Here is an 18,922-nt window from a genome sequence, read left to right as displayed (position 1 = left end):
CCGCGTCCGTCGCGCTCTGGTGGCCCCTCGCCGCGGAGCGCGGGCGGCTGCTCGCCGGGAAGCGCGGACGGTCGCTCACCGGAGAGCGCAAGCGCCCGCTCCGCCACACCACGGCCGCGTTCTGCGCCGTCGACGTCGGCCCGCGTCTGACGCCGGACAGCCCTGCGTCGGACGGACGTCGTATCGGCTTGTAGCTTGCGGCCGAAGCCTTATAGCCGGTCCCGCTGCAACGTGTATTCCGAATGCCAGCACGGCTCGAAACGGGGATCGACGTCCTCGACCGGAAGCTCGCCGGGGGGATCCCCGCCGGGAGTCTGATCGCCGTCTGCGCCTCGCCCGCGAGCCAGGCAGAACTACTGCTCTACCAGCTCACCAACACACGCGGGACACTCTACATCACGACCAAGCGCTCCGATCAGGCCGTCCGGGACGCGATCGACGCGACGCAGGCGCCCGTCGGCAGTCCGACGGTCCGCGACATCGCCGGCAGTGAGCCCCTCGACCAGGCCAACCGGCTGATCCGGGCGCTCCCGGAGGGGGCGAACCTCATCATCGACCCCGTGGACGTGCTCGAACGCCGCGAGGACGCGCGCTACACGAACTTCCTCAACGAGCTCCAGACCCACATGGTCAACACCGGCTCGATCGCCTTCCTCCACTGCCTCGACGGCGGCGATCCTCCGGACAACCGCGACACCACCCAGCACATGGCCGACGTCGTCTTCGACCTCGAGACGACGACCCGGGGCAGCGACCTCGTGAACTTCCTCTCCATCCCGAAGTTCCGCGGCGGCCAGCCGCTGACGGAGACCATCAAGCTGCAGCTGACCGGCGAGGTCGACATCGACACCAGCCGCGACATCGCGTAATCGCAGGTGACGGTGCTACCCGGAGCCGCAACCGTCGGCGGCCAGCGGCGCTTTTCAGGCCTGTTCCGGTTCGGAGCAGTACTGCTGATCGTCGCTCCACAGCAACATGACGTTTCGATCGCCTTCGACCGACCCGAACACAGTGAAACAGTCCGGATAGTCCCAGCTGGCCGGGTCGAGTTCCAGCCACTCCTTGCCCCGAACGCGGGCTTCGACGAGGAACCGGCCAGGCTCGTCCGGCCACGTTTGCTCGGCGACCATCCTCGACGGCGTATCGGCGTCCGGTTGCTCCGCCGCGAGCTCGTAGGATCTGTCGTGGACGACCTCGCCATCCCACGTCACGCGGATATCGACCGTCCGGGGCCCCTCGGCCCCGTTCGAGAGGGTCACTTCGTTGAGTCGGCTCTGTCCGCCGTTGCCGTCGCCGCCGAGCGAGAGACAGCCGGCGACGCTGGCCGTCCCGATCGCTGCGAGCAGTTGTCGTCTGGAGGGGCTCGTCACGCATAGACGCGCGACTGGCGAGGCCGTAATCGTTTCGGCAGGAACCGAACGCAACGAATGGGGCGGAAAACGGGGATTTCGGGGCGTCTACGCGTCGTCTTCGAGCTCCTCGACGAGCTCGTCCGCGTCGACGTCGGCGTCCTCCAGCGCGTCCTCGATGTCGCCGCCACCGCCGCCCATGCCGCCCATCATGCCACCCATCGGGCCCATGCCCATGCCGTCGATGGTCTCCTGGACGATCACGCGGTCGATGCCCAGGCGGTCGATGAGCTGCTGGGCGATCTGCTGCTTGCCCATCATCCACTGCTGGTTCATCGTCAGCTGCGGAGTCGCCTCGACGTAGAGGGTCTCCTTCTCGACGACCTCGGTCTCGTACTCGGGCTCGGCGTCCTCGTCGTCATCTCCGTCCGTATCCTCGCCATCCTCGGGCTCGACGAGCGTCTCCTCCTCGACCTCGTCGGTCTGGAGCCACATCTCGAGGTCGATGTCGAGGAACGCGCCCATGAGGCCCTTGGCCTGCTCGAGCCGGTCGTCGACCTCCTCGAGGATCTCGTACTCGTACTCGATGTCGCGGCCCGCCAGCGCGTGGTTGAAGTCGACGCGGGCGCGGCCGCCGATGATCGCCTCGACGTGCCCGTGCTCGCCGTCGACGTTGACGTGCGCGCCGGGGTAGCGGTCGTCCTCGGGGATCTTGTCGGCGCTGACGGTGCGGACCTCGTCGGAGTCCTTCTCGCCGAAGGCCTCTGCGGCGGGGACGACGACGGACCCCTCATCGCCGGCTTCCTTGCCGCGGATGTCCTCCTCGACGGGCGGGAAGAGGTGGCCCTCGCCGAGCACGATGACGCGGGGCTCGAAGGTCTGGTCCTCCTCGTCGACGCCCTCCTCCTCGGCGACCTCCTGGGAGGTGGTGTCGACGAGTCCGTCGTTCTCTGTCTCGCGGGCGGTGTAGGCGATACGGACGAAGTCGCCGTCCTGCAGTCCATCGGGCGCTTCTTCCTCGGCGTCTTCGGCCGCGTCCTCGGCTGCGTCGTCCTCGGGGGCAGCCTCGGCGTCTTCCTCGGTCATACGGAGTACGACTGCCGTTCGGCATATAAGGGCCACGTTTCGGGTGCGAGCGGTGGCGGGCGCGTCGCCGTCCGGGAGACTGCCGCGACACCGTGGGGACTGCCAAAAAACCGGTCGCAGCCGTCGACCCGATCAGACCTCGAACTCGTGCTCGTGGAGCTGGACGTAGCCGCCGTCGCGGAATTTGCGCTTCGTCCACCAGTACTGGAGGTAGAGCTTCAGGCCCGACAGCCCCGCCGACGGCGAGAAGCCGACCAGCGAGCCCTCCCGCTGCATGAGCTTCCGGGCCGTGCTGAACGCGTTATCCCAGTCGGCGGGCTCGTAGTCCGCGACGATGTCCGCGAAGGAGACGTTCCGGAGGATCTCGTCGCCGATGGCCTCCTTCCAGGCGTCGTTGTAGGCGTCGAGGCGTCGGGTCGCCGCAAGCTCGCCCGCGATCGCGCCCGAACGCACGGCGACGTGATAGCCACCCTCGTGGAACGCTGAGGTCGTGCCCATCGCGCCGCCGGCGACGGCGATCCCGGCGGCGGTCGGCGAGTCGATCGGGCGCGTCGAGGAGATGGCGTAGGTCTCGGTGCCGTCTCGCTTGCCCCGATCCTCCACGAGCGGGAAGTCTGAAAGCTCGTATTCGGGGTACGCGCGCTCGAGCAGGCGCTCGATGTACTCCGAGCCCGAGGGGATCGACTCGTCGTCTTCGTCGAGCAGGAGGTAATCCTCCTGATTCTCGATCTCGTCGAGATCCAGGCCGATCGGCATCGTCAGCCCGACGCGGGCGACGTCGCCGTCGTTGGGGAACACCCACGGATACGCCGTCTCGCCGGGCATCGCACCCCACCAGAACTTGAGGAAGTCCTTCTCGATGGCGTCCTCCGGAAACTCGCGATGCTCCTGGTAGGCGATGTGGTTGGCGTCCGTCGTGCCGAGGTAGTCAGTGATCGCCTGGCCCTCGGGAAGCAGCGGGTCGAGCACCCGGTTGGTCACCTGGCGCTGCGGGCCGTCGGCGAGGACGAGGCGCTGGGCCTCGATCTCTTCGCCGTCGCGCAGCGAGAGGACGTGCTCGGGATCGCCGGTCAGCTCCGAGTCGACGCCCGTCACGCTCGCCTCGACGCGGTACTCCGCGCCGGCGCCCTCCGCGCGCTCGATGAGCCAGTCGTCCATCCGGGCGCGCTGGAAGGTGTACCCAAAGTGGGGATACTCGGCGTCCATCCCCGTGCGCTCCAGCCGGAGGGACTCCGTCGGCCCCTCGAACTCCGTGCCAGAAAGCTCCCGCAGGATCACGTCGTCGGGCAGCTCGGACGGATCGATCCCCATGATCTCGATCCAGTAGTCGAGCATCCCCGCCGCGTCCGTCGAGTCCGGGCCCAGGCCGTCCCGGTCCGCCCGCGGGACGCCCTTCTCGAGGACGACCGTCTCCGCGCCCCGGCTGGCGGCCTCGTACGCTGCTGCGGCGCCAGCCGGACCCCCGCCGACGATCGCCACGTCGTACCGGTCCATACCGTCAACGCCCGCCCCCGACCCCTATAATAACCCCGTTTCGCAGTACCGGGTACAGCGCTGCGCTTCCACCCCCGACTGCAACCGCCCGCACCACCGTTTCCCGCGAGCACCCGCCATCCACAGGGAATCGCACCCTTCGACACGACCTCCGGGTGGGACTGGAAGGGGCCGACCGCTCGATCCGTCCCCGACGACGTAAGCACCGCAAGGAGGGAGCGTCAGCGACCGACTGAGGAGCGCAACGAGTCGCGGACGGTCGAGCGGGAGGGGGCTTCAGGGCTGTTTGCTGTCCCGCAAGCATCCGTAGCTGTGCGGCCACGAGCCCCACGCGAAACCACCGCACAGAAGCGCGGATCGACCTTCAACAGGTACTTACACCGAGCGGAGCCACATTTACACAATGAGCGAGCAGGAGGCCGAACAGAGCGATCGACAAAAGTACGAGTTCAAGAAGGTCATCGAGAAGCTCGACGAGTACGAGGGCTCGGGGACCCAGCTCGTCTCGATCTACGTTCCCGGCGGCACCCGTATCAGCGAGGTCCAGGCCCACGTCACGCAGGAGCACAGCGAGGCCTCCAACATCAAGTCCAAGCAGACGCGGACGAACGTCCAGGACGCCCTCTCCTCGATCAAGTCTCGTCTCCAGTACTACGAGGAGGCCCCCGAGAACGGGATGGTGCTGTTCTCCGGGGCGATCGACGCCGGCGGCGGCCAGACCGACATGGTGACGGAGGTCTTAGAGAGCCCGCCGGACCCCATCGAGTCCTTCCGCTACCACTGCGACTCACACTTCCTCACGGAGCCCCTGGAGTACATGCTGGCGGACAAGGGGCTCTACGGACTGGTCGTCCTCGACCGCCGCGAGGCGAACGTCGGCTGGCTGAAGGGCAAGCGCGTCGAGCCCGTCAAGAGCGCGTCGTCGCTGGTCCCGGGCAAGCAGCGCAAAGGGGGTCAGTCAGCCCAGCGATTCGCCCGACTGCGCCTCGAGGCGATCGACAACTTCTACCAGGAGGTCGCGGGGATGGCCGACGAACTGTTCGTCCCCGAGCGCCACGAGATGGACGGCATCCTCGTCGGCGGCCCCTCGCCGACGAAGGACGAGTTCCTCGACGGCGACTACCTCCACCACGAGCTCCAGGACCTCGTCCTCGGCAAGTTCGACGTCTCCTACACCGACGAGTCCGGGCTCCACGACCTCGTGGACAACGCCTCGGAGGTCCTCGCCGACGCGGAGATCATGGAGGACAAGAACCTCATGGAGACATTCTTCAGGCAGCTCCACGAGGGCGAGGAGGCCACCTACGGGTTCGGCGCGACGCGCCAGAACCTGATGATGGGCTCCGTCGAGACGCTGCTCCTCTCGGAGGACCTCCGCCAGGACGTGGTCGTCGCCGACTGCGATGCCTGTACGAACACGACCTACGAGCTCGTCGATCGTCGCCACGCGACGCCCGACGCCGTCGACTGCGAGGACTGCGGCGAGACGGTCGAGGTGACCGAGGAGGATCGCGAGGACGTCATCGAGCACCTGATGGCCATCGCCGAGCAGCGCGGCACGGAGACGGCCTTCATCTCGACGGACTTCGAGAAGGGCGAGCAGCTCCACGACGCGTTCGGTGGAATCGCGGGCATTCTGCGGTACTCTACTGGTGTGTAAGGACTGTTCCGTCAACGATCGAATCGGGTCCGTGGAGCTCAATTGAGTGGATCTCGGCAGTGAGGAAGTACCAATGATCTACCTCTCAAGCAGCCGCCTGTCGTCCCATCTGGCGCTGCACACCGTTCAGTAGGGTTCCACGATGTCGAGTACCTCGCGGGCCTGGTACCGCCGATTTCGGTCGTTTCCAGTCGTCTCCTCGACGACACCGTCGTCCCAGAGCGTACGGATGGCGCCGTTGATCGCGGGCTGAGATCGGTCGAGGGTATCGACGGCCTGCGGTTCAGTGAAGTACGGTTGCTGAATGATAAAATCGAGTACCTCCTGAATCACTGGGCCCTTCCCGTGATACTCAGATCGGTACCTATCGCGGATAGAAATGAGCGCCCGTGCGACGTCATATGCTTCTTCACCCTGTTCGCTAAGGGCGTCGAGGAAGAATCCGATCCACTCGTCCCACGCTGCCTCCTGGCTCACGGAGAGGAGTAGGTCGAGGTATGCATCGCGATTCACGTTGAAGTACGACGACGGGTACAGATACGGTCCGGGGACTAACTCCCACTCGTACAACAACAGCATCACTAGCAGACGCCCGAGGCGCCCATTTCCATCCTCAAACGGATGTATCGTCTCGAACTGATAGTGCACCAGACCGATGTCGATGAGTGGAGCGAACGTCGGCCCGCCCCTCGCATAGTGTATCAGGCTACGGAGGGCGTAGGGGACTGTCGAAGCTGGTGCTGCGACGAATCTCGCCTCCGAGAGCGGTGTTCCAGGTTCATCAAGGCCTGCAGGCTCCTCTCGAAGCTCACCTGGGTTCTTCTCTTCCCCTCTCACTCCGCCGCTCAGTAAAATCTCGTGAAGTTCACAGAGTAGTTCGACGTCGATGTCATCACCGGATCGGAGCCTATCTATCCCCGTGGTTATGGCACGCACGTAGTTCGATGCCTCGAGGATGTCCTCCCGCTCCGTGCTCGACTCGCCGGGAGTCCCTCCGGCTTCACGCTCGTAGAGATCCGAGAGGGTAACGCCCGTCGTAGTTTCGATGTTCGATGATTCGGTTGCCTCCCTATGGACCAAGGGGCTGAGGATTATCTCGGGAGTGTCCAGCCACACTTCAAGGTCCGCCAATCGCCCAAGGGCGTACATCGCGTCACCGTGCTTCCGAGCGAGTTCGTGTGACGGAGCGAGTTCAGGGGGGAGTGGGTCGGGACTGTACGAGAAGACGCCATCGACCATCTGTACGTCCCCAGGATGCCCCTCTTCGAAATCTTCCGGACGCATCGTTATCTACAGGACGTTACAGGCGGCCATATATAGAGTTTCTCCACTATCCTTATCCAAGGATGGATTATTTGCCCGTATACAAAACAGTTCTCGGAAACGGAAATCGATAGATCTCCGATCCATCGAGCCAAATCCCGTGCAGATGCGAGTCATGCGGCAGGACTACGCCGTGTGGGGGGCCCATGCAAAACGAATTGGGAGTATCGTTATTTAATACCCCGTCAGCACGTCCTATCGATAACGACGCGTAACTGAGCTTCACCCTTCGGAGAGGGTAGGCGGTCCGCGACAACCAGCGAATGTCGGTCTCGCATCGAGTCCCGGACGCCATTGGACAGGTGGTGCTGATCGACGACACCGAGCGTAGCCGGCGGGGGTGTCGCTTGCAACGTTCGCCGAAAATCCAGAATCGCGAACCGCCGTGGACGGCGGTCAGTACGTCTCGCGGAGGTGGGTCACCGAGAGCGCGTCGGCGACGGAGCCATCCTCGCCGCTCTGGTGATCGAAGGTCACCGTTCGCTCCTCGCCGGCGGCGAGGTGGAAGAAGTTGTCCGAGAAGTGGCCCTGGAGCTCGCCGGGATCGAGCCGGACGTAGAGTGCTGCGTCGTCGGCAGCGACGGCCACCTCGTCGCCGTCGACGGTGACGTCGAGGTCGACCTCGGGGAGGTCGAGGCGCTTGTAGACGTTCAGCACTTCGTGGGCGACGTAGGATTCCTCGGGACCGGTGTACTCCGCGCGGAGCAGGAGATCGGATCGGTCTGCGTCGATCTCGTCGTCGCCGAGCGCGTCGGGATCGAGCGTGGCGACGACCGCGCTCTCCTGTGCGCCGACGTCGGCCGGGACGGTCTCCTCGTGGTGGATCGTCTCGCCGTCGAACGTCTCCGCCGTGATCTCGATGTCGCCATCCAGCGCGTGGGTCTCGTCACTGGTGACCCAGACCTGTGCAGCGGCGGGCTCCTCGTCGCGACCGATCGGATCGCCCTCCTCGTCGACGGGGACGATCGAGACGAGCACCGGCGCGTAGAACCGCCGAGTCATGTGCTGGAGCGCCTTCCAGCGGCCGCCGTACTCGATCGACGACCAGGAGGCGACCTGCCACATGTCGTTGAGCTGCCAGTAGATCGTCCCGCCACAGTGGGGCTTGATCCGCCGCCAGTGCTCGATGGCGGTCTCGATCGCGAGCCCCTGCTGGACCTGGCTGAGGTAGACGAAGTCCGCCATGTCGAAGGGGACCCGGAAGTGGTCGACCATCCGCTGGAGGATCCGACCGTTCCCACCGGGGTTGCGCTGGTGGTGTTCCATCAGCGGCGCCGTCGGGTTCATGTCCGCCGGCTCGAGTACGTCCGAGAGCGTCTCGATCGAGGGGAACGACTGGTAGCCGAACTCGGAGGCGAAGCGCGGCTCGGCGTCGAGGTAGGCCGAGAACGGCTTGCCGGAGTGCCAGACGTCCCAGAAGTGGACGTCGCCCTCGCTGTTGTCGTTGGGGAGCACGTCGGGGCTCGAACTGTGCGGGGAGGCCGGCCAGAACGCGCGGTCGTCGGGGTCGACGTTCTCGACGACGGGTCCGAGCGTGTCGAGGTAGAGCGCGTCGTAGTCCTCGGCGTAGGTGTCGTAGTCCTCCGCGCCCTCGCCGATCCACTCCCGGAGCATCTCCTCGTTCTCGTTGTTCCCACACCACAGCGCGATCGAGGGATGGGAGGAGAGCCGGCGGACCTGGTACTCCGCCTCGGCCGCGACGGTGTCGATGAACGCGTCGTCGCTGGGGTAGAGCGCGCAGGCGAACATGAAGTCCTGCCAGACGAGCAGCCCCTGCTCGTCGCACGTTTCGTAGAATTCGTCGCGCTCGTAGATGCCGCCGCCCCAGACGCGGATGCAGTTCATGTTCGCGTCGACGGCGTCGGAGAGGAGGCGCTCGTAGTCCGAATCGTCGACGCGGGTCGGGATGCCGTCTGTCGGGATCCAGTTCGCGCCCTTCGCGTAGACCGGCTGGCCGTTGACCTCGAAGCCGAAGGACTCGCCGGCGTCGTCGATCTCGCGAACGAGTTCGATCTCGCGGAAGCCGATCCGTTCGGTGGCGGCGTCGGCCGTGATTCCCTCGGCAGTCGAGAGTTCGACGCTTAGGTCGTAGAGGGGCTGGTCGCCGTGGCCCGCGGGCCACCACAGCTCGGGATCCTCGACGGTCAGCGAGACGCTCGGCTCGGAGACGCCGGCGTCGATCGAGACGGTGGTCGTCGCCGCTGCGTCGAGTGTCTCGTCGTCGATCGCGACGGCGACGTCGTACTCGCCGGCCTCGGGTGCCTCGACGCGGAGGTCGACCTGGAGGTCGACGGTGTGTGCGCCACCGCTGTCGTCGTGGTCCTGTCCAACGGCGACGTCCGTGATCCGGGGCTCGGAGAAGCCGACGAGTTCGACGTTACGCCAGATCCCCATCGTCGGCAGACAGGTGCCCCAGTCCCAGCCGAAGTGACACTGAGCCTTCCGGATGAAGTTCCGGTGGGGCTGCTCGACGGGGAACTCGATCGAGCGCACGTCGTAGGGGTACTCGGCGGCGCGTTCGGCGGCGTAGTCGACGGGGGATGCGAAGGCCACTTCGAGCTCGTTCGCGCCGGCCTCGAGTGCTGCGCCCACGTCGAACTCGTACCGGCGATGCATGTTGTCGCTCGTCCCGACGACCTCACCGTTGACGGAGACCTCCGCGACGGTGTCGAGGCCTTCGAAGACGAGCCGGTGCTCGTCGTGAGCGAGCGTCTCGTCGTCGACCTCGATCGTCGTCTCGTAGGTCCAGTCGGTTTCGCCGACCCACTGGACGTCGAGTTCGTTGTCCTCGACGAACGGGTCGGCGATCTCCTCGGCGCGGAGCAGGTCGTGGTAGACGTCGCCCGGCACCTCGGCGGCGAGCGAGCCGTCGAGCCCGGCGTCCGCGGGGGCGTCCTGTGGCGTCGCGCCCGTCTGGCGGACGCTCCACTCGCCCGCGAGCGACTGTCGGGTGATCTGATCGGCCATACGGGTAGGCGCTCGCGCTGTGCCTTGTAGCTGACTCCTCCGGGTCGGGTCGCCGGATTCGGTGGTTGCTGGCCAGCCAAACGTCCGCGATCAGCAGGGGTCTTTCGAGGTTCCTCGAGGCTTCGACCGGCGCTACCACTCCAGCCGAACGGCCATCGCGCCGGTCCGGTCGGCGAGCAGCGATTCGTAGAGCGCCGGTGCCTCCTCGTAGGCCACCTCGTGCGTGTAGAGGTCGGTCACGGAGAGCCGCCCCTGCTGGAGATACTCGAAGAACAGTTCGGCGTGACGGGGCTTCGTCCAGGGGTTCGCCGGCGTCGCCACGGGCGGATGCGATTCCTGGTGAGCGCCGATGATCTCGTGGCTCGGCCCGTTGACGAGGTCGTGGAAGTCGAGCGTCGTCTCGCCGTGGGGACTCGAGAGGAGCACCAGTCGGCCCTGCTCGCGGAGCACGTCGAACTCGCCGGGGACCGCATCGGGGTTGCCGGTGACCTCGATAGCGACGTCGGCGAGCCGACCGTCCGTAACGGTCTTGACGGCCTCCGCTGAATCGCGCTCGGTCGGATTCACGCCGACGACGCCGGGGTCGTCGGGGAGGTAGTCGAGCCGGTCCTCGGCGAGGTCGATCCCGACGACGGTCTCGGCGCCCGCAACCTGCGCGAACCGGACCGCGAGCTGGCCAAGGATGCCGAGGCCGTAGACCGCCACCGTCTCGCCCCAACGCACCCGACCGCGCCGGAGCCCGTTCATGACGATCTGGGCGATCGCGAACAGCGCGGCCTGGTCGTCGTCGATCGCCTCGGGCACGACGACGCAGTCCTCGGCACTGGCGGTGACGAACGCCGCGTGTGGCGTCCAGGTCGCGACGCGGGTTCCGGGCTCGATCGTCGCGCCGGTCGCCGACGTCACAGCGGTTTCCGAATCCTCGCCGCCGATCTCGACGACCGTCCCGACGTTGGTGTAGCCCGCGACGAAGGGGTACTCCGCGTAGCCGTCCCAGTTCGAGCCCTCGGGGAATTCCCCGGAGAGCACCGTTAGCTCCGTCCCCGTGCTGACGAGCGATGTATCGGTCTCGATCAGCACCTCGCCGGGGCCTGGTGCCGGGCGTTCGCGGTCCTCGATCTCGACGGAGCGGGCCTCCGGAAACACGACTGTCGGATTCACGGGTTCGACGGTCGCGGAGCGATCTGATAGTCGTTTGCCTCGCGGTGAAGGAGTCGGCGGGAAAGCGCGGATTGGCTACTTCTGTGACCTCCGAACGCCCGGGCGATCGATACCCCGGGCTCGCCACGCAACCGGAGCGGGTGGCATTCAGATGCGCCGGTGTTCCTGACCGATCCCATCGTCAGCTCCCGGCGGTCTTATTTCGCGGAGGGCCCAACCTCGAACGTGATCGTCGTCGCGACGGAGGACTTCGAGGTCTACCACGACGTCGTCGCGGAGCTGCGGGATCGCGACGCCGTCTTCACCACGGTCGAACAGGGCGAGGCGCTGCCCGAGCGGGCATCGGTCCTGATCGTCGCGAGCGAAGAGGTTGAGGACGCGCGTGCGGAGCTACGGGACGCCGAGGAGCCCCACGATGGCATCGAGGTCGTCGGCGCAGAGCCCGGCGACGCACGGACCGCCGTCGAGGCGGCCCTCCAGCTCGCTCGTGGCGAGGACGGACGGGTCGTCGTCGGGATCGATCCGGGCGACCGGCCGGGGATCGCGGTGCTGATCGGGGACACCGTCGTCGCGGCCTACCACGTGCCGCTGGCGGACGTCGGCGAGATCGTCCGGGAGGAGGTCGGGGACGCGCCGGACCCGGTCGTCCGGATCGGTGACGGCGCGCGGCTGCAGGGCGCGCGGCTCGTCGATTCGCTCGAAGAACTCCGCGTCGAGCTGGTCGACGAGACCGGCACCACGCCGTCGCTGGGCGCGGGCGCCAGCGGCATGGGCGACGTGCTCGCGGCAGCGAACATCGCCCGGCGCGAGGGCGAGGTTATCGAGGCGCGGGACGTCGATCCCACCGTCGGCGAGCTCCGGCGGATCCAGGAACGCTCCCGCGAGGCGGGCGAGGACAATCGTGCGATCGACGAGCGGCTCGCACGCCGGGTCGCCAGCGGCGAGTTCACCGTCGACGAAGCGCTGGAGGAACACCGCGAGGAGTGAGCTGATCGGGAGCACGGCGTTCGACGCCGTGCTGTGCGTCGGTAGCGTGCTGCAGGAACGGAAATCGGCCCGGGACAACCACCGGGCCGAGATCGGACGTGTATGCCAGTCAAGTGAGGATCGTGAGGCGAACGGGCCGGACGGACCGTCGGTCGGCCGGGCGTCCTACGCGGCGGATCGCGCCTCCGTCCACGTGCACTCCGGGCAGTCGAGCCTGCCGTGGCAGTTGATCCTCCCGGTGCCACAGTGTGGACAGTCGGTCGCGCCCGGTGTCGCGGTCCGAACTGTCCCGACGCCGGTCGTTCGCGTCGGGGTGGCCACGGCGGGCGTCGTCGCCGCCGAGTGTGGAAGTTCGTCGGGCATCGCATCGGGCGCCAGGTCGTTCGGTGGTCGGTCTGTGGTCGGCATCCACGTGAATCGTCCGCATGGTAGTGTAAAAGGCTGACCCTGATACGAACGCTAGGCATTTTATCGATATAAGGGCCATTCAGGACAGAATTGCACCGAATACAGAACGTACGTCGATCGCCAACGGAACGCTCCAACAGAACCACTCCCGGCGCTATCGCTCGAGTCGGTCCCGCGCCGCAGCCTCCGCCCGCCGGCGGACCTCCCGGACCGGAAGCCCACTCTCCCGCGCGAGCGCCGCCGCGTCGTCGAACTCGGCGCTAACGTCGAAGATCTCGCCGTCGGTGTCCGTCCCGATCTTGACGGGGAGCTCGTGGGCGTCGCCGTCGATCTCGACGGTCACCGACTCGATCCGGCGCTCGGCGACCCACCGGTGCGCCGCGCCGGCCTCGCGGACACCGAGGGTCCCCGTCTCCTCGGCGAGCCGGCGGGCGACCGCCGCCGAGTCGGCCGGGTCGACGATCACCTTGATCAGGTGGCCGGGCCGTGACTTCTTCATCGTCGTCGGGACGATCGAGACGTCCTTCGCCCCGACCGCGGCCAGCGAGTCCTGGAGATCGCCGAGCACCTCCGGCGACACGTCGTCGACGTTCGTCTCCAGCACCGAGATCGGCTGGCACTCGAACGCGGCGCGCTCCTCGCCGACGACCGCGCGGAGCACGTTCGGGCGGTCGCCGAGGTCGTAGCCGCCGGCGCCGTAGCCCGAGCCGGCGACGCGCAGCGGCGGAACGCGGGTCCGGCCCTCGGCGACGTGCGCGAGGATCGCCGCACCGGTAGGCGTCAGCAGCTCCCGGTCGACCGGCCCGTGTTCGAGCTCCCAGCTCGCGCGTTCCGCCAGCTCGACGACGGCGGGTGCTGGGACGGGGTAGGTGCCGTGGCTCGACTCGACCTCGCCACCGCCGGCGGCGACGGGCGTCGTCACCACGGTATCGACGTCCAGATCGTCGAGGAGCACCGCCGCACCGACCACGTCCGCGATCGCGTCGTCGGCACCGACCTCGTGAAAGTGCGTCGCGTCGAGGTCGGTGCCGTGGACCGCGGCCTCGGCCTCGCCAAGCAGCTCGAAGATGGCAAGTGCGTCCTCGCGAGCGGCCTCGGGGATCGGCAGCTCCCCGACGATCTCGCGGACCTCGGCGTAGGAGCGGTGAGGGCCGTGGCCCTCGGCGGGCGTGGCGTCGTGGTCGTCGGCGTGGTCGTGGGATCCCTCGTGGTGGTGATCGTGGCTGTGGCCGTGTTCGTGTCCGTGGCCGTCGTCATCGGCGTGACTGTGATCGCGAGTGTGACCGTTGCCGTGATCGTCTCCCCCGTCGTCGCCGTCGGACTCGTCGCGGAGCACGCGAACCCGCGTGGCTTCGATCCCGACTTCGTCGACGGACGCGACGTCGTAGGCGATGGGAAGCGCGGCTTCGACCGGGTCGAACGCCGAGCGATCCGCGCCGGCAGCCAGCAGGGCGCCGAGGAGGAGGTCGCCGCTCGCACCGGTCCGACCGTCGAACGCGAGCGTCGTCATGTGTTCGGGAACGCAGGGCGTCCCGAAAAGCACCGCGGTCGGCCGGGGGGACGAGATGCGGCGGTAGCGTCCTCGATCGGCACGACGCGCCAGCGTCAGGCGGCGTCGTCGCTGGTCTCCCGATCGAGCACGTGTGCCTCGAGCGAGCCCCAGATCACGGCGAGCAGGAGCGCCCCACCGCCGAACAGCGTCAGATAGAGGCCGAGCTTCGGCTCGTGGGTCGGGTAGTCGCTGACCTGGTCCCAGGCGTTGTAGCCGACGGCGATCGTGACCACGCTCGCGAGCGCGCCGCCGAGCCGCGTGACGACGCCCCACTCGAAGGCCGCACCGAGCGCAAGCGTACCCAGCGCGACGCCCAATGTGGTGTAGCCGTCGTCGTACTCGAGCCCCGTCGTGGGATCGCCGTTCTGGACGAACCAGGGGAGCAACGCTGCGACGATCACCGCGAAGACGCCGCCGAGCGCGAGGTACGCGCTCCAGGGCACCTCGTCTGGGTCCGTGTACACCATCGTGTCGAGGGCACGCGCCGGGTTACTAAATGCATCGGGGAACGGTCCGGCCGACTGACCGATCGGGTGCCCCCGACCGGGTGCCGTCGGACGCTCGTCTGACGATGTCGCCGACATTCCTAAGTCGGCAGACACCGGAGTTAGGTACGTTAGCACGAACCATGCATACGGGACACTCGGCGCGGTCGAGGCGAGGGGTACCGCGTGGCAACCGCCCAGGATTGCCAGGACCGAAATCCAGGGCCAGTAGACGGTCGCGTACCAGCACAAGACATATCGGGCACCGCACCCGAGCACGCCACAACCCTCCCCACCAATGAACGAAGTCCAACTCGAAGTCGCGAAGGCCTACCCCAACGACTCTGGGCGAGGCATCGCCCGGCTGGATCCGGACACGCTGCTCCACCTGAAGCTCTCGCCCGGCGACATCATCGAGATCGAGGGCGCGGACTCGACCGCGGCGAAGGTCTGGCGCGCCGACCGCCAGGACTGGAACACCGACACCGTTCGCATCGACGGGTTCACGCGCCAGAACGCCGACGTCGGCATCGGCGAACGCGTCGAGATCCGGAAGGCCGAAGCGACGAAAGCCGACTCGCTCGTGCTCGCGCCGCCGGAGGAGGCCTCGGTGCAGTTCGGCTCCGACGCCGCCGGCATGGTGAAACGCCAGATTCTGAAGCGGCCGGTCGTCGAGCGCGACATCGTCCCGGTCATGTCCTCGACGAACCATCCGTTCATGCGGTCGCCGGGGCAGGCGATCCCCCTCATTGCGGTCGAAACGGAGCCCGAGGGCGTCGTCCTCGTCACCGAGGACACCGACGTCGAGCTGCGCGAGGAGCCCATCTCCGGGTTCGAGAAGACCGGTGGCGGCATCACGTACGAAGACATCGGCGGCCTCTCCGGCGAGATCCAGCGCGTTCGCGAGATGGTCGAGCTGCCGATGAAACACCCCCAGATCTTCAAGAAACTGGGGATCGAGCCGCCACAGGGTGTCCTGCTGCACGGCCCGCCGGGGACGGGCAAGACGCTGCTCGCGAAGGCAGTCGCCAACGAGACCTCTGCGAGTTTCTTCTCTATCGCCGGCCCGGAGATCATCTCGAAGTACTACGGGGAGTCCGAACAGCAACTCCGGGAGATATTCGAGGACGCGACCGAGGAGTCGCCGTCGATCATCTTCATCGACGAGCTCGACTCCATCGCGCCCAAGCGCGAGGACGTCACCGGCGAGGTCGAACGCCGGGTCGTCGCCCAGCTGCTGACGATGATGGACGGCCTCGAGAGCCGGGGCCAGGTCATCGTCATCGCGGCGACGAACCGCGTCGACTCGGTCGACCCGGCCCTGCGACGGCCCGGCCGCTTCGACCGCGAGATCGAGATCGGCGTCCCCGACGAGACGGGTCGCGAGGAGATTCTCCAGATCCACACTCGTGGGATGCCCCTCTCCGACGACGTCGACCTCGGCCACCTCGCCGACGAGACCCACGGCTTCGTCGGCGCGGACATCGAGAGCCTGACGAAGGAGGCCGCGATGAAGGCGCTGCGCCGCTACCTCCCCGAGATCGACCTCGACGAGGAGGACATCCCGCCGAGCCTCATCGACCGGATGATCGTCAAACGGGACGACTTCCGCGGCGCGCTCAACGAGGTCGAGCCCTCCGCGATGCGCGAGGTGCTCGTCGAGCTCCCGAAGGTCTCCTGGGACGACGTCGGCGGTCTCGACGATGCCAAACGCGACATCAAGGAGTCCGTGGAGTGGCCGATGCGTGATCCCGAGCGGTTCGTCCGGATGGGGATCGAGCCGCCGAAGGGGATCCTGCTCTACGGCCCGCCCGGCACCGGGAAGACGCTGATGGCGAAGGCCGTCGCCAACGAGACGAACGCGAACTTCATCTCAGTGCGGGGGCCACAGCTCCTCTCGAAGTGGGTCGGCGAGTCCGAAAAGGCGATCCGGCAGACGTTCCGGAAGGCCCGCCAGGTCGCCCCGACGGTGATCTTCTTCGACGAGCTCGACTCGCTGGCGCCCAACCGGAGCCAGGAGATGGGGAGCAACGTCTCCGAGCGCGTCGTCAACCAGCTGCTGACCGAGCTCGACGGCCTCGAGGAGATGGAGCACGTCATGGTCATCGGCGCGACGAACCGCCCGGACATGATCGACCCCGCACTGATCCGCTCCGGACGGTTCGACCGCCTCGTCATGGTCGGCCAGCCCGACCAGGAGGGCCGCGAGCAGATCCTCCGGATCCACACCGACGACACGCCGCTGGCCGCCGACGTCAGCCTCCGCGAGATCGCCGAGCGCTCCGACGGCTACGTCGGTTCCGACCTCGAGACGATCGCGCGCGAGGCTGCCATCGAAGCGCTGCGCGACGACGACGATGCCGAGGAGGTCCAGATGAAACACTTCCGAGCGGGCATGGAGACCGTCCGGCCGACGATCACGGAGGAGCTCCTCGAGTACTACGACGGCGTCGAAGAGGAGTTCCGCGGCGGCAGTGCCGAGCCCGGCCGCAGAGGCAGTCGAATCGGTTTCCAATAGCGGACCTTTTTACTTCGTCGGGTTTCCTCGGTCGCGCAAAGCGCGACCTGCGAGAACCACTCCTCGCAAAAATCTCCACCAAAAACAATCTGGTCGCTCACGAAGTTCGCGACCAGCGAAACCGCTCGCGCCTGACGGCGCTCGCGGTATGCCAGTGTGCAGCAGCGGTGGGGAACGCACTTGATCCCCGGCTGCGGAGCATCGAACGACTCCGATGGCCACGGCCAGATCCATCCGCGCCGACGAACTCGACGAGCTGCTGGAGCTGTACGAGATGCTGAGCACGAGCAACGAGTCGCTCGATCCCGACGACCCCACGGTTCGCGAGGAGTTCGACCGGATGCGCGCGGACGATTCGCTGACGATCGTCGCGGTCGAACGCGACGATCGCGTCGTCGCGACCTGCATGGTCTCGGTCACCCGGAACCTCACGCACGACGTGCAGCCGTGGGCGGTGATGGAGAACGTCGTAAGTCACGAGGACTACCGCGGCGAGGGGTTCGGGACGGCCGCCGTCGAGTACGGGTTCGAGGTCGCGGACGACGCGGGCTGTTTCAAGGTCATGCTACTGACAGGGCGCGAGTCAGCCGCCGTGCACGGCTTCTACGAGGACTGCGGGTTCGATCGCGAGGAGAAGACCGGTTACGTCCGGTATCTCGACGAGAACTGACCGCGGTTGCACACCGCGGCTCGGCGGGGAGCCGGCGATGGCCGCAGTGACGCGCCGGTCGGGACCGGCCCAGTAGCTTGAAGGAGCCGAGCCATCCACCTACCGTCATGTCTCCCGCCGAAGCGTCGCTCGAGAACGGTGGCCCACCTGGGGTCGCCACGATCGTCGTCGGGATCGCAATGGTACTGATCGACGTCGCCGTGGTCTACGCGTTGCTCGTGACCAGCGGGCTCCCAGCGACGGCGACCTACGGCGGGACCGCACTCGTCGTGCTCGTGATCGGCGGCTCCTTCCTCGCAGTGGTTGGCCGACGGCTGTCCGGGAGCGCGGCCACGGCCGGGACCGATCCGTCGCCGCTCACGCGAGTGAGCCGGGTCGTGGTCTCGATCACCGTGCTGACGGGCGTGACCGTGCTGCTGGGCTACGGCGGTGGCCTCCTGCTGGCCCTCTCGGCCGCGCTCGGCGGCCCGGATCCGACGACGGCGGACGGTGCGCTCCTCCGAGATCGCCTGCTCGAATGGCCCGAACGGAATCGCCAGTTCCTGGACACCAACGGGCACGGGGCGGTGCCGCTCCGGCCCTGATCCTCCCGCTGACAGCGTTCTCACTCTCCACGCCCCCGGCTCGCTGATCGGGACGCTCCCGACCGGCGTGATCGGCGGACGGCGTTCCGGGGCGCCGTCGACCGGCGTGCCCGACCGTACCAATGGTCACCGCTGTGGTCGCTCAGCCGGGATCACCGTTCGGTCGTGAGCACCACACGAGCAGGAAATCGCAAGCGGGCGCTGCGTTGCACGACCGTACCAAACCCGCTAAGGGAGTCCCAGCCCTCCAGACGAATATGAGCGCGACCGCCGCGGCCTCGGCAACCAGCCTCTCGGACAAACAACAGCGAATCCTGGGCTACCTTCGCGAGCACGTGCCCGCGAAGACCTACTTCAAGTCCCGGCTCATCGCCGAGGAACTGGGCCTGAGCGCGAAAGAGGTGGGGACGAACATGACCGCCATCGCCGACGGCGACCTGGACGTCAACGTCGAGCGGTGGGGGTACTCGTCGTCGACCACCTGGAAGGTGACCGTGTAAGGGGCGTAGCCGCGCCGACCCCAAATTTCCGTCGCGGACCACGGTTGCGGTGCGGTTGCGGCCCGTTTTTCTCGCAGTTGCCGCTCGAATCACGCCGAACTCGATCGCGGCTTCGGGTCGATCGTTCCGCAACGACGACGCGAGACGATCGCACGACGTGAGCCGTACGGAGTGCTCC

General features: G+C 67.2%; 16 protein-coding genes. 7 read left to right on the top strand and 9 right to left on the bottom strand.

All coding sequences use genetic code 11. The features are described 5' to 3' along the window. The first annotated feature begins 242 nt into the window (after positions 1 to 242). Positions 243 to 869, top strand: a complete 627-nt coding sequence (locus ACZ5KP_RS09620) for an RAD55 family ATPase (RefSeq protein WP_460922013.1) — start codon at positions 243 to 245, stop codon at positions 867 to 869. A gap of 54 nt (positions 870 to 923) precedes the next feature. Here the strand turns inward: ACZ5KP_RS09620 and ACZ5KP_RS09615 are convergent, their stop codons facing one another. From ACZ5KP_RS09615 to ACZ5KP_RS09605, 3 genes are all read right to left on the bottom strand, one after another. Next, positions 924 to 1,370 (bottom strand): hypothetical protein, encoded by a 447-nt coding sequence (locus ACZ5KP_RS09615; RefSeq protein WP_460922015.1) that lies wholly within the window; start codon positions 1,368 to 1,370, stop codon positions 924 to 926. 87 nt (positions 1,371 to 1,457) lie between these two features. Next, positions 1,458 to 2,435 (bottom strand): FKBP-type peptidyl-prolyl cis-trans isomerase, encoded by a 978-nt coding sequence (locus ACZ5KP_RS09610; protein ID WP_460922017.1) that lies wholly within the window; start codon positions 2,433 to 2,435, stop codon positions 1,458 to 1,460. Positions 2,436 to 2,567: 132 nt separating this feature from the next. Then, positions 2,568 to 3,929, bottom strand: coding sequence for an NAD(P)/FAD-dependent oxidoreductase (locus ACZ5KP_RS09605; RefSeq protein ID WP_460922019.1), 1,362 nt, complete (start codon positions 3,927 to 3,929; stop codon positions 2,568 to 2,570). 403 nt (positions 3,930 to 4,332) lie between these two features. On the opposite strand from ACZ5KP_RS09605, the gene prf1 reads away from it, so the two are divergent. After that, positions 4,333 to 5,589 (top strand): peptide chain release factor aRF-1, encoded by a 1,257-nt coding sequence (prf1, locus tag ACZ5KP_RS09600; protein ID WP_460922021.1) that lies wholly within the window; start codon positions 4,333 to 4,335, stop codon positions 5,587 to 5,589. A gap of 126 nt (positions 5,590 to 5,715) precedes the next feature. Here prf1 and ACZ5KP_RS09595 read toward each other — a convergent pair whose 3' ends face one another. The 3 genes from ACZ5KP_RS09595 to ACZ5KP_RS09585 all read right to left on the bottom strand — a co-directional run bounded on the left by ACZ5KP_RS09595 (position 5,716) and on the right by ACZ5KP_RS09585 (position 11,040). After that, the gene (locus ACZ5KP_RS09595) at positions 5,716 to 6,828 is read right to left on the bottom strand and encodes a Fic family protein (protein ID WP_460922023.1); all 1,113 of its coding nucleotides are present in this window, start codon (positions 6,826 to 6,828) and stop codon (positions 5,716 to 5,718) included. A 480-nt stretch (positions 6,829 to 7,308) separates the two neighbouring features. Continuing rightward, complete coding sequence (locus ACZ5KP_RS09590) at positions 7,309 to 9,879, bottom strand: beta-mannosidase (protein ID WP_460922025.1); 2,571 nt, start codon at positions 9,877 to 9,879, stop codon at positions 7,309 to 7,311. Positions 9,880 to 10,011: 132 nt separating this feature from the next. After that, entirely contained in the window at positions 10,012 to 11,040 is a 1,029-nt protein-coding gene (locus tag ACZ5KP_RS09585) for a zinc-dependent alcohol dehydrogenase (RefSeq protein ID WP_460922027.1), read from the bottom strand. A gap of 225 nt (positions 11,041 to 11,265) precedes the next feature. On the opposite strand from ACZ5KP_RS09585, the gene ACZ5KP_RS09580 reads away from it, so the two are divergent. Then, positions 11,266 to 12,027: a hypothetical protein gene (locus ACZ5KP_RS09580; protein WP_460922029.1), complete on the top strand. Its 762-nt coding sequence runs from the start codon at positions 11,266 to 11,268 to the stop codon at positions 12,025 to 12,027. A gap of 165 nt (positions 12,028 to 12,192) precedes the next feature. Here ACZ5KP_RS09580 and ACZ5KP_RS09575 read toward each other — a convergent pair whose 3' ends face one another. The 3 genes from ACZ5KP_RS09575 to ACZ5KP_RS09565 form a co-directional block, all read right to left on the bottom strand. Beyond that, positions 12,193 to 12,435 (bottom strand): hypothetical protein, encoded by a 243-nt coding sequence (locus tag ACZ5KP_RS09575; RefSeq protein WP_460922031.1) that lies wholly within the window; start codon positions 12,433 to 12,435, stop codon positions 12,193 to 12,195. A 154-nt stretch (positions 12,436 to 12,589) separates the two neighbouring features. After that, positions 12,590 to 13,945, bottom strand: coding sequence for a nickel pincer cofactor biosynthesis protein LarC (gene larC / locus ACZ5KP_RS09570; RefSeq protein ID WP_460922033.1), 1,356 nt, complete (start codon positions 13,943 to 13,945; stop codon positions 12,590 to 12,592). A gap of 95 nt (positions 13,946 to 14,040) precedes the next feature. After that, a complete protein-coding gene (locus tag ACZ5KP_RS09565; protein WP_460922035.1) occupies positions 14,041 to 14,454 on the bottom strand; it encodes a hypothetical protein in 414 nt (137 codons plus the stop codon). Between the two features lie 316 nt (positions 14,455 to 14,770). Between ACZ5KP_RS09565 and ACZ5KP_RS09560 the strand changes: the two genes are divergently transcribed. The 4 genes from ACZ5KP_RS09560 (at position 14,771) to ACZ5KP_RS09545 (ending at position 18,744) form a co-directional block, all read left to right on the top strand. Beyond that, complete coding sequence (locus ACZ5KP_RS09560; protein ID WP_460922037.1) at positions 14,771 to 16,990, top strand: CDC48 family AAA ATPase; 2,220 nt, start codon at positions 14,771 to 14,773, stop codon at positions 16,988 to 16,990. A 214-nt stretch (positions 16,991 to 17,204) separates the two neighbouring features. Continuing rightward, entirely contained in the window at positions 17,205 to 17,660 is a 456-nt protein-coding gene (locus ACZ5KP_RS09555) for a GNAT family N-acetyltransferase (RefSeq protein ID WP_460922039.1), read from the top strand. Positions 17,661 to 17,767: 107 nt separating this feature from the next. Further along, on the top strand, positions 17,768 to 18,244 hold the full coding sequence (locus ACZ5KP_RS09550) for a hypothetical protein (RefSeq protein WP_460922041.1): 477 nt from the start codon (positions 17,768 to 17,770) through the stop codon (positions 18,242 to 18,244). Positions 18,245 to 18,501: 257 nt separating this feature from the next. After that, positions 18,502 to 18,744, top strand: a complete 243-nt coding sequence (locus ACZ5KP_RS09545) for a DUF7123 family protein (RefSeq protein WP_460922043.1) — start codon at positions 18,502 to 18,504, stop codon at positions 18,742 to 18,744. Positions 18,745 to 18,922: the final 178 nt, after the last annotated feature.

The organism is Salinarchaeum chitinilyticum, assembly GCF_055390775.1.
The sequence above is the reverse complement of the archived record's forward strand: the minus strand, read 5'-3'. Positions and strand labels throughout refer to the sequence as shown.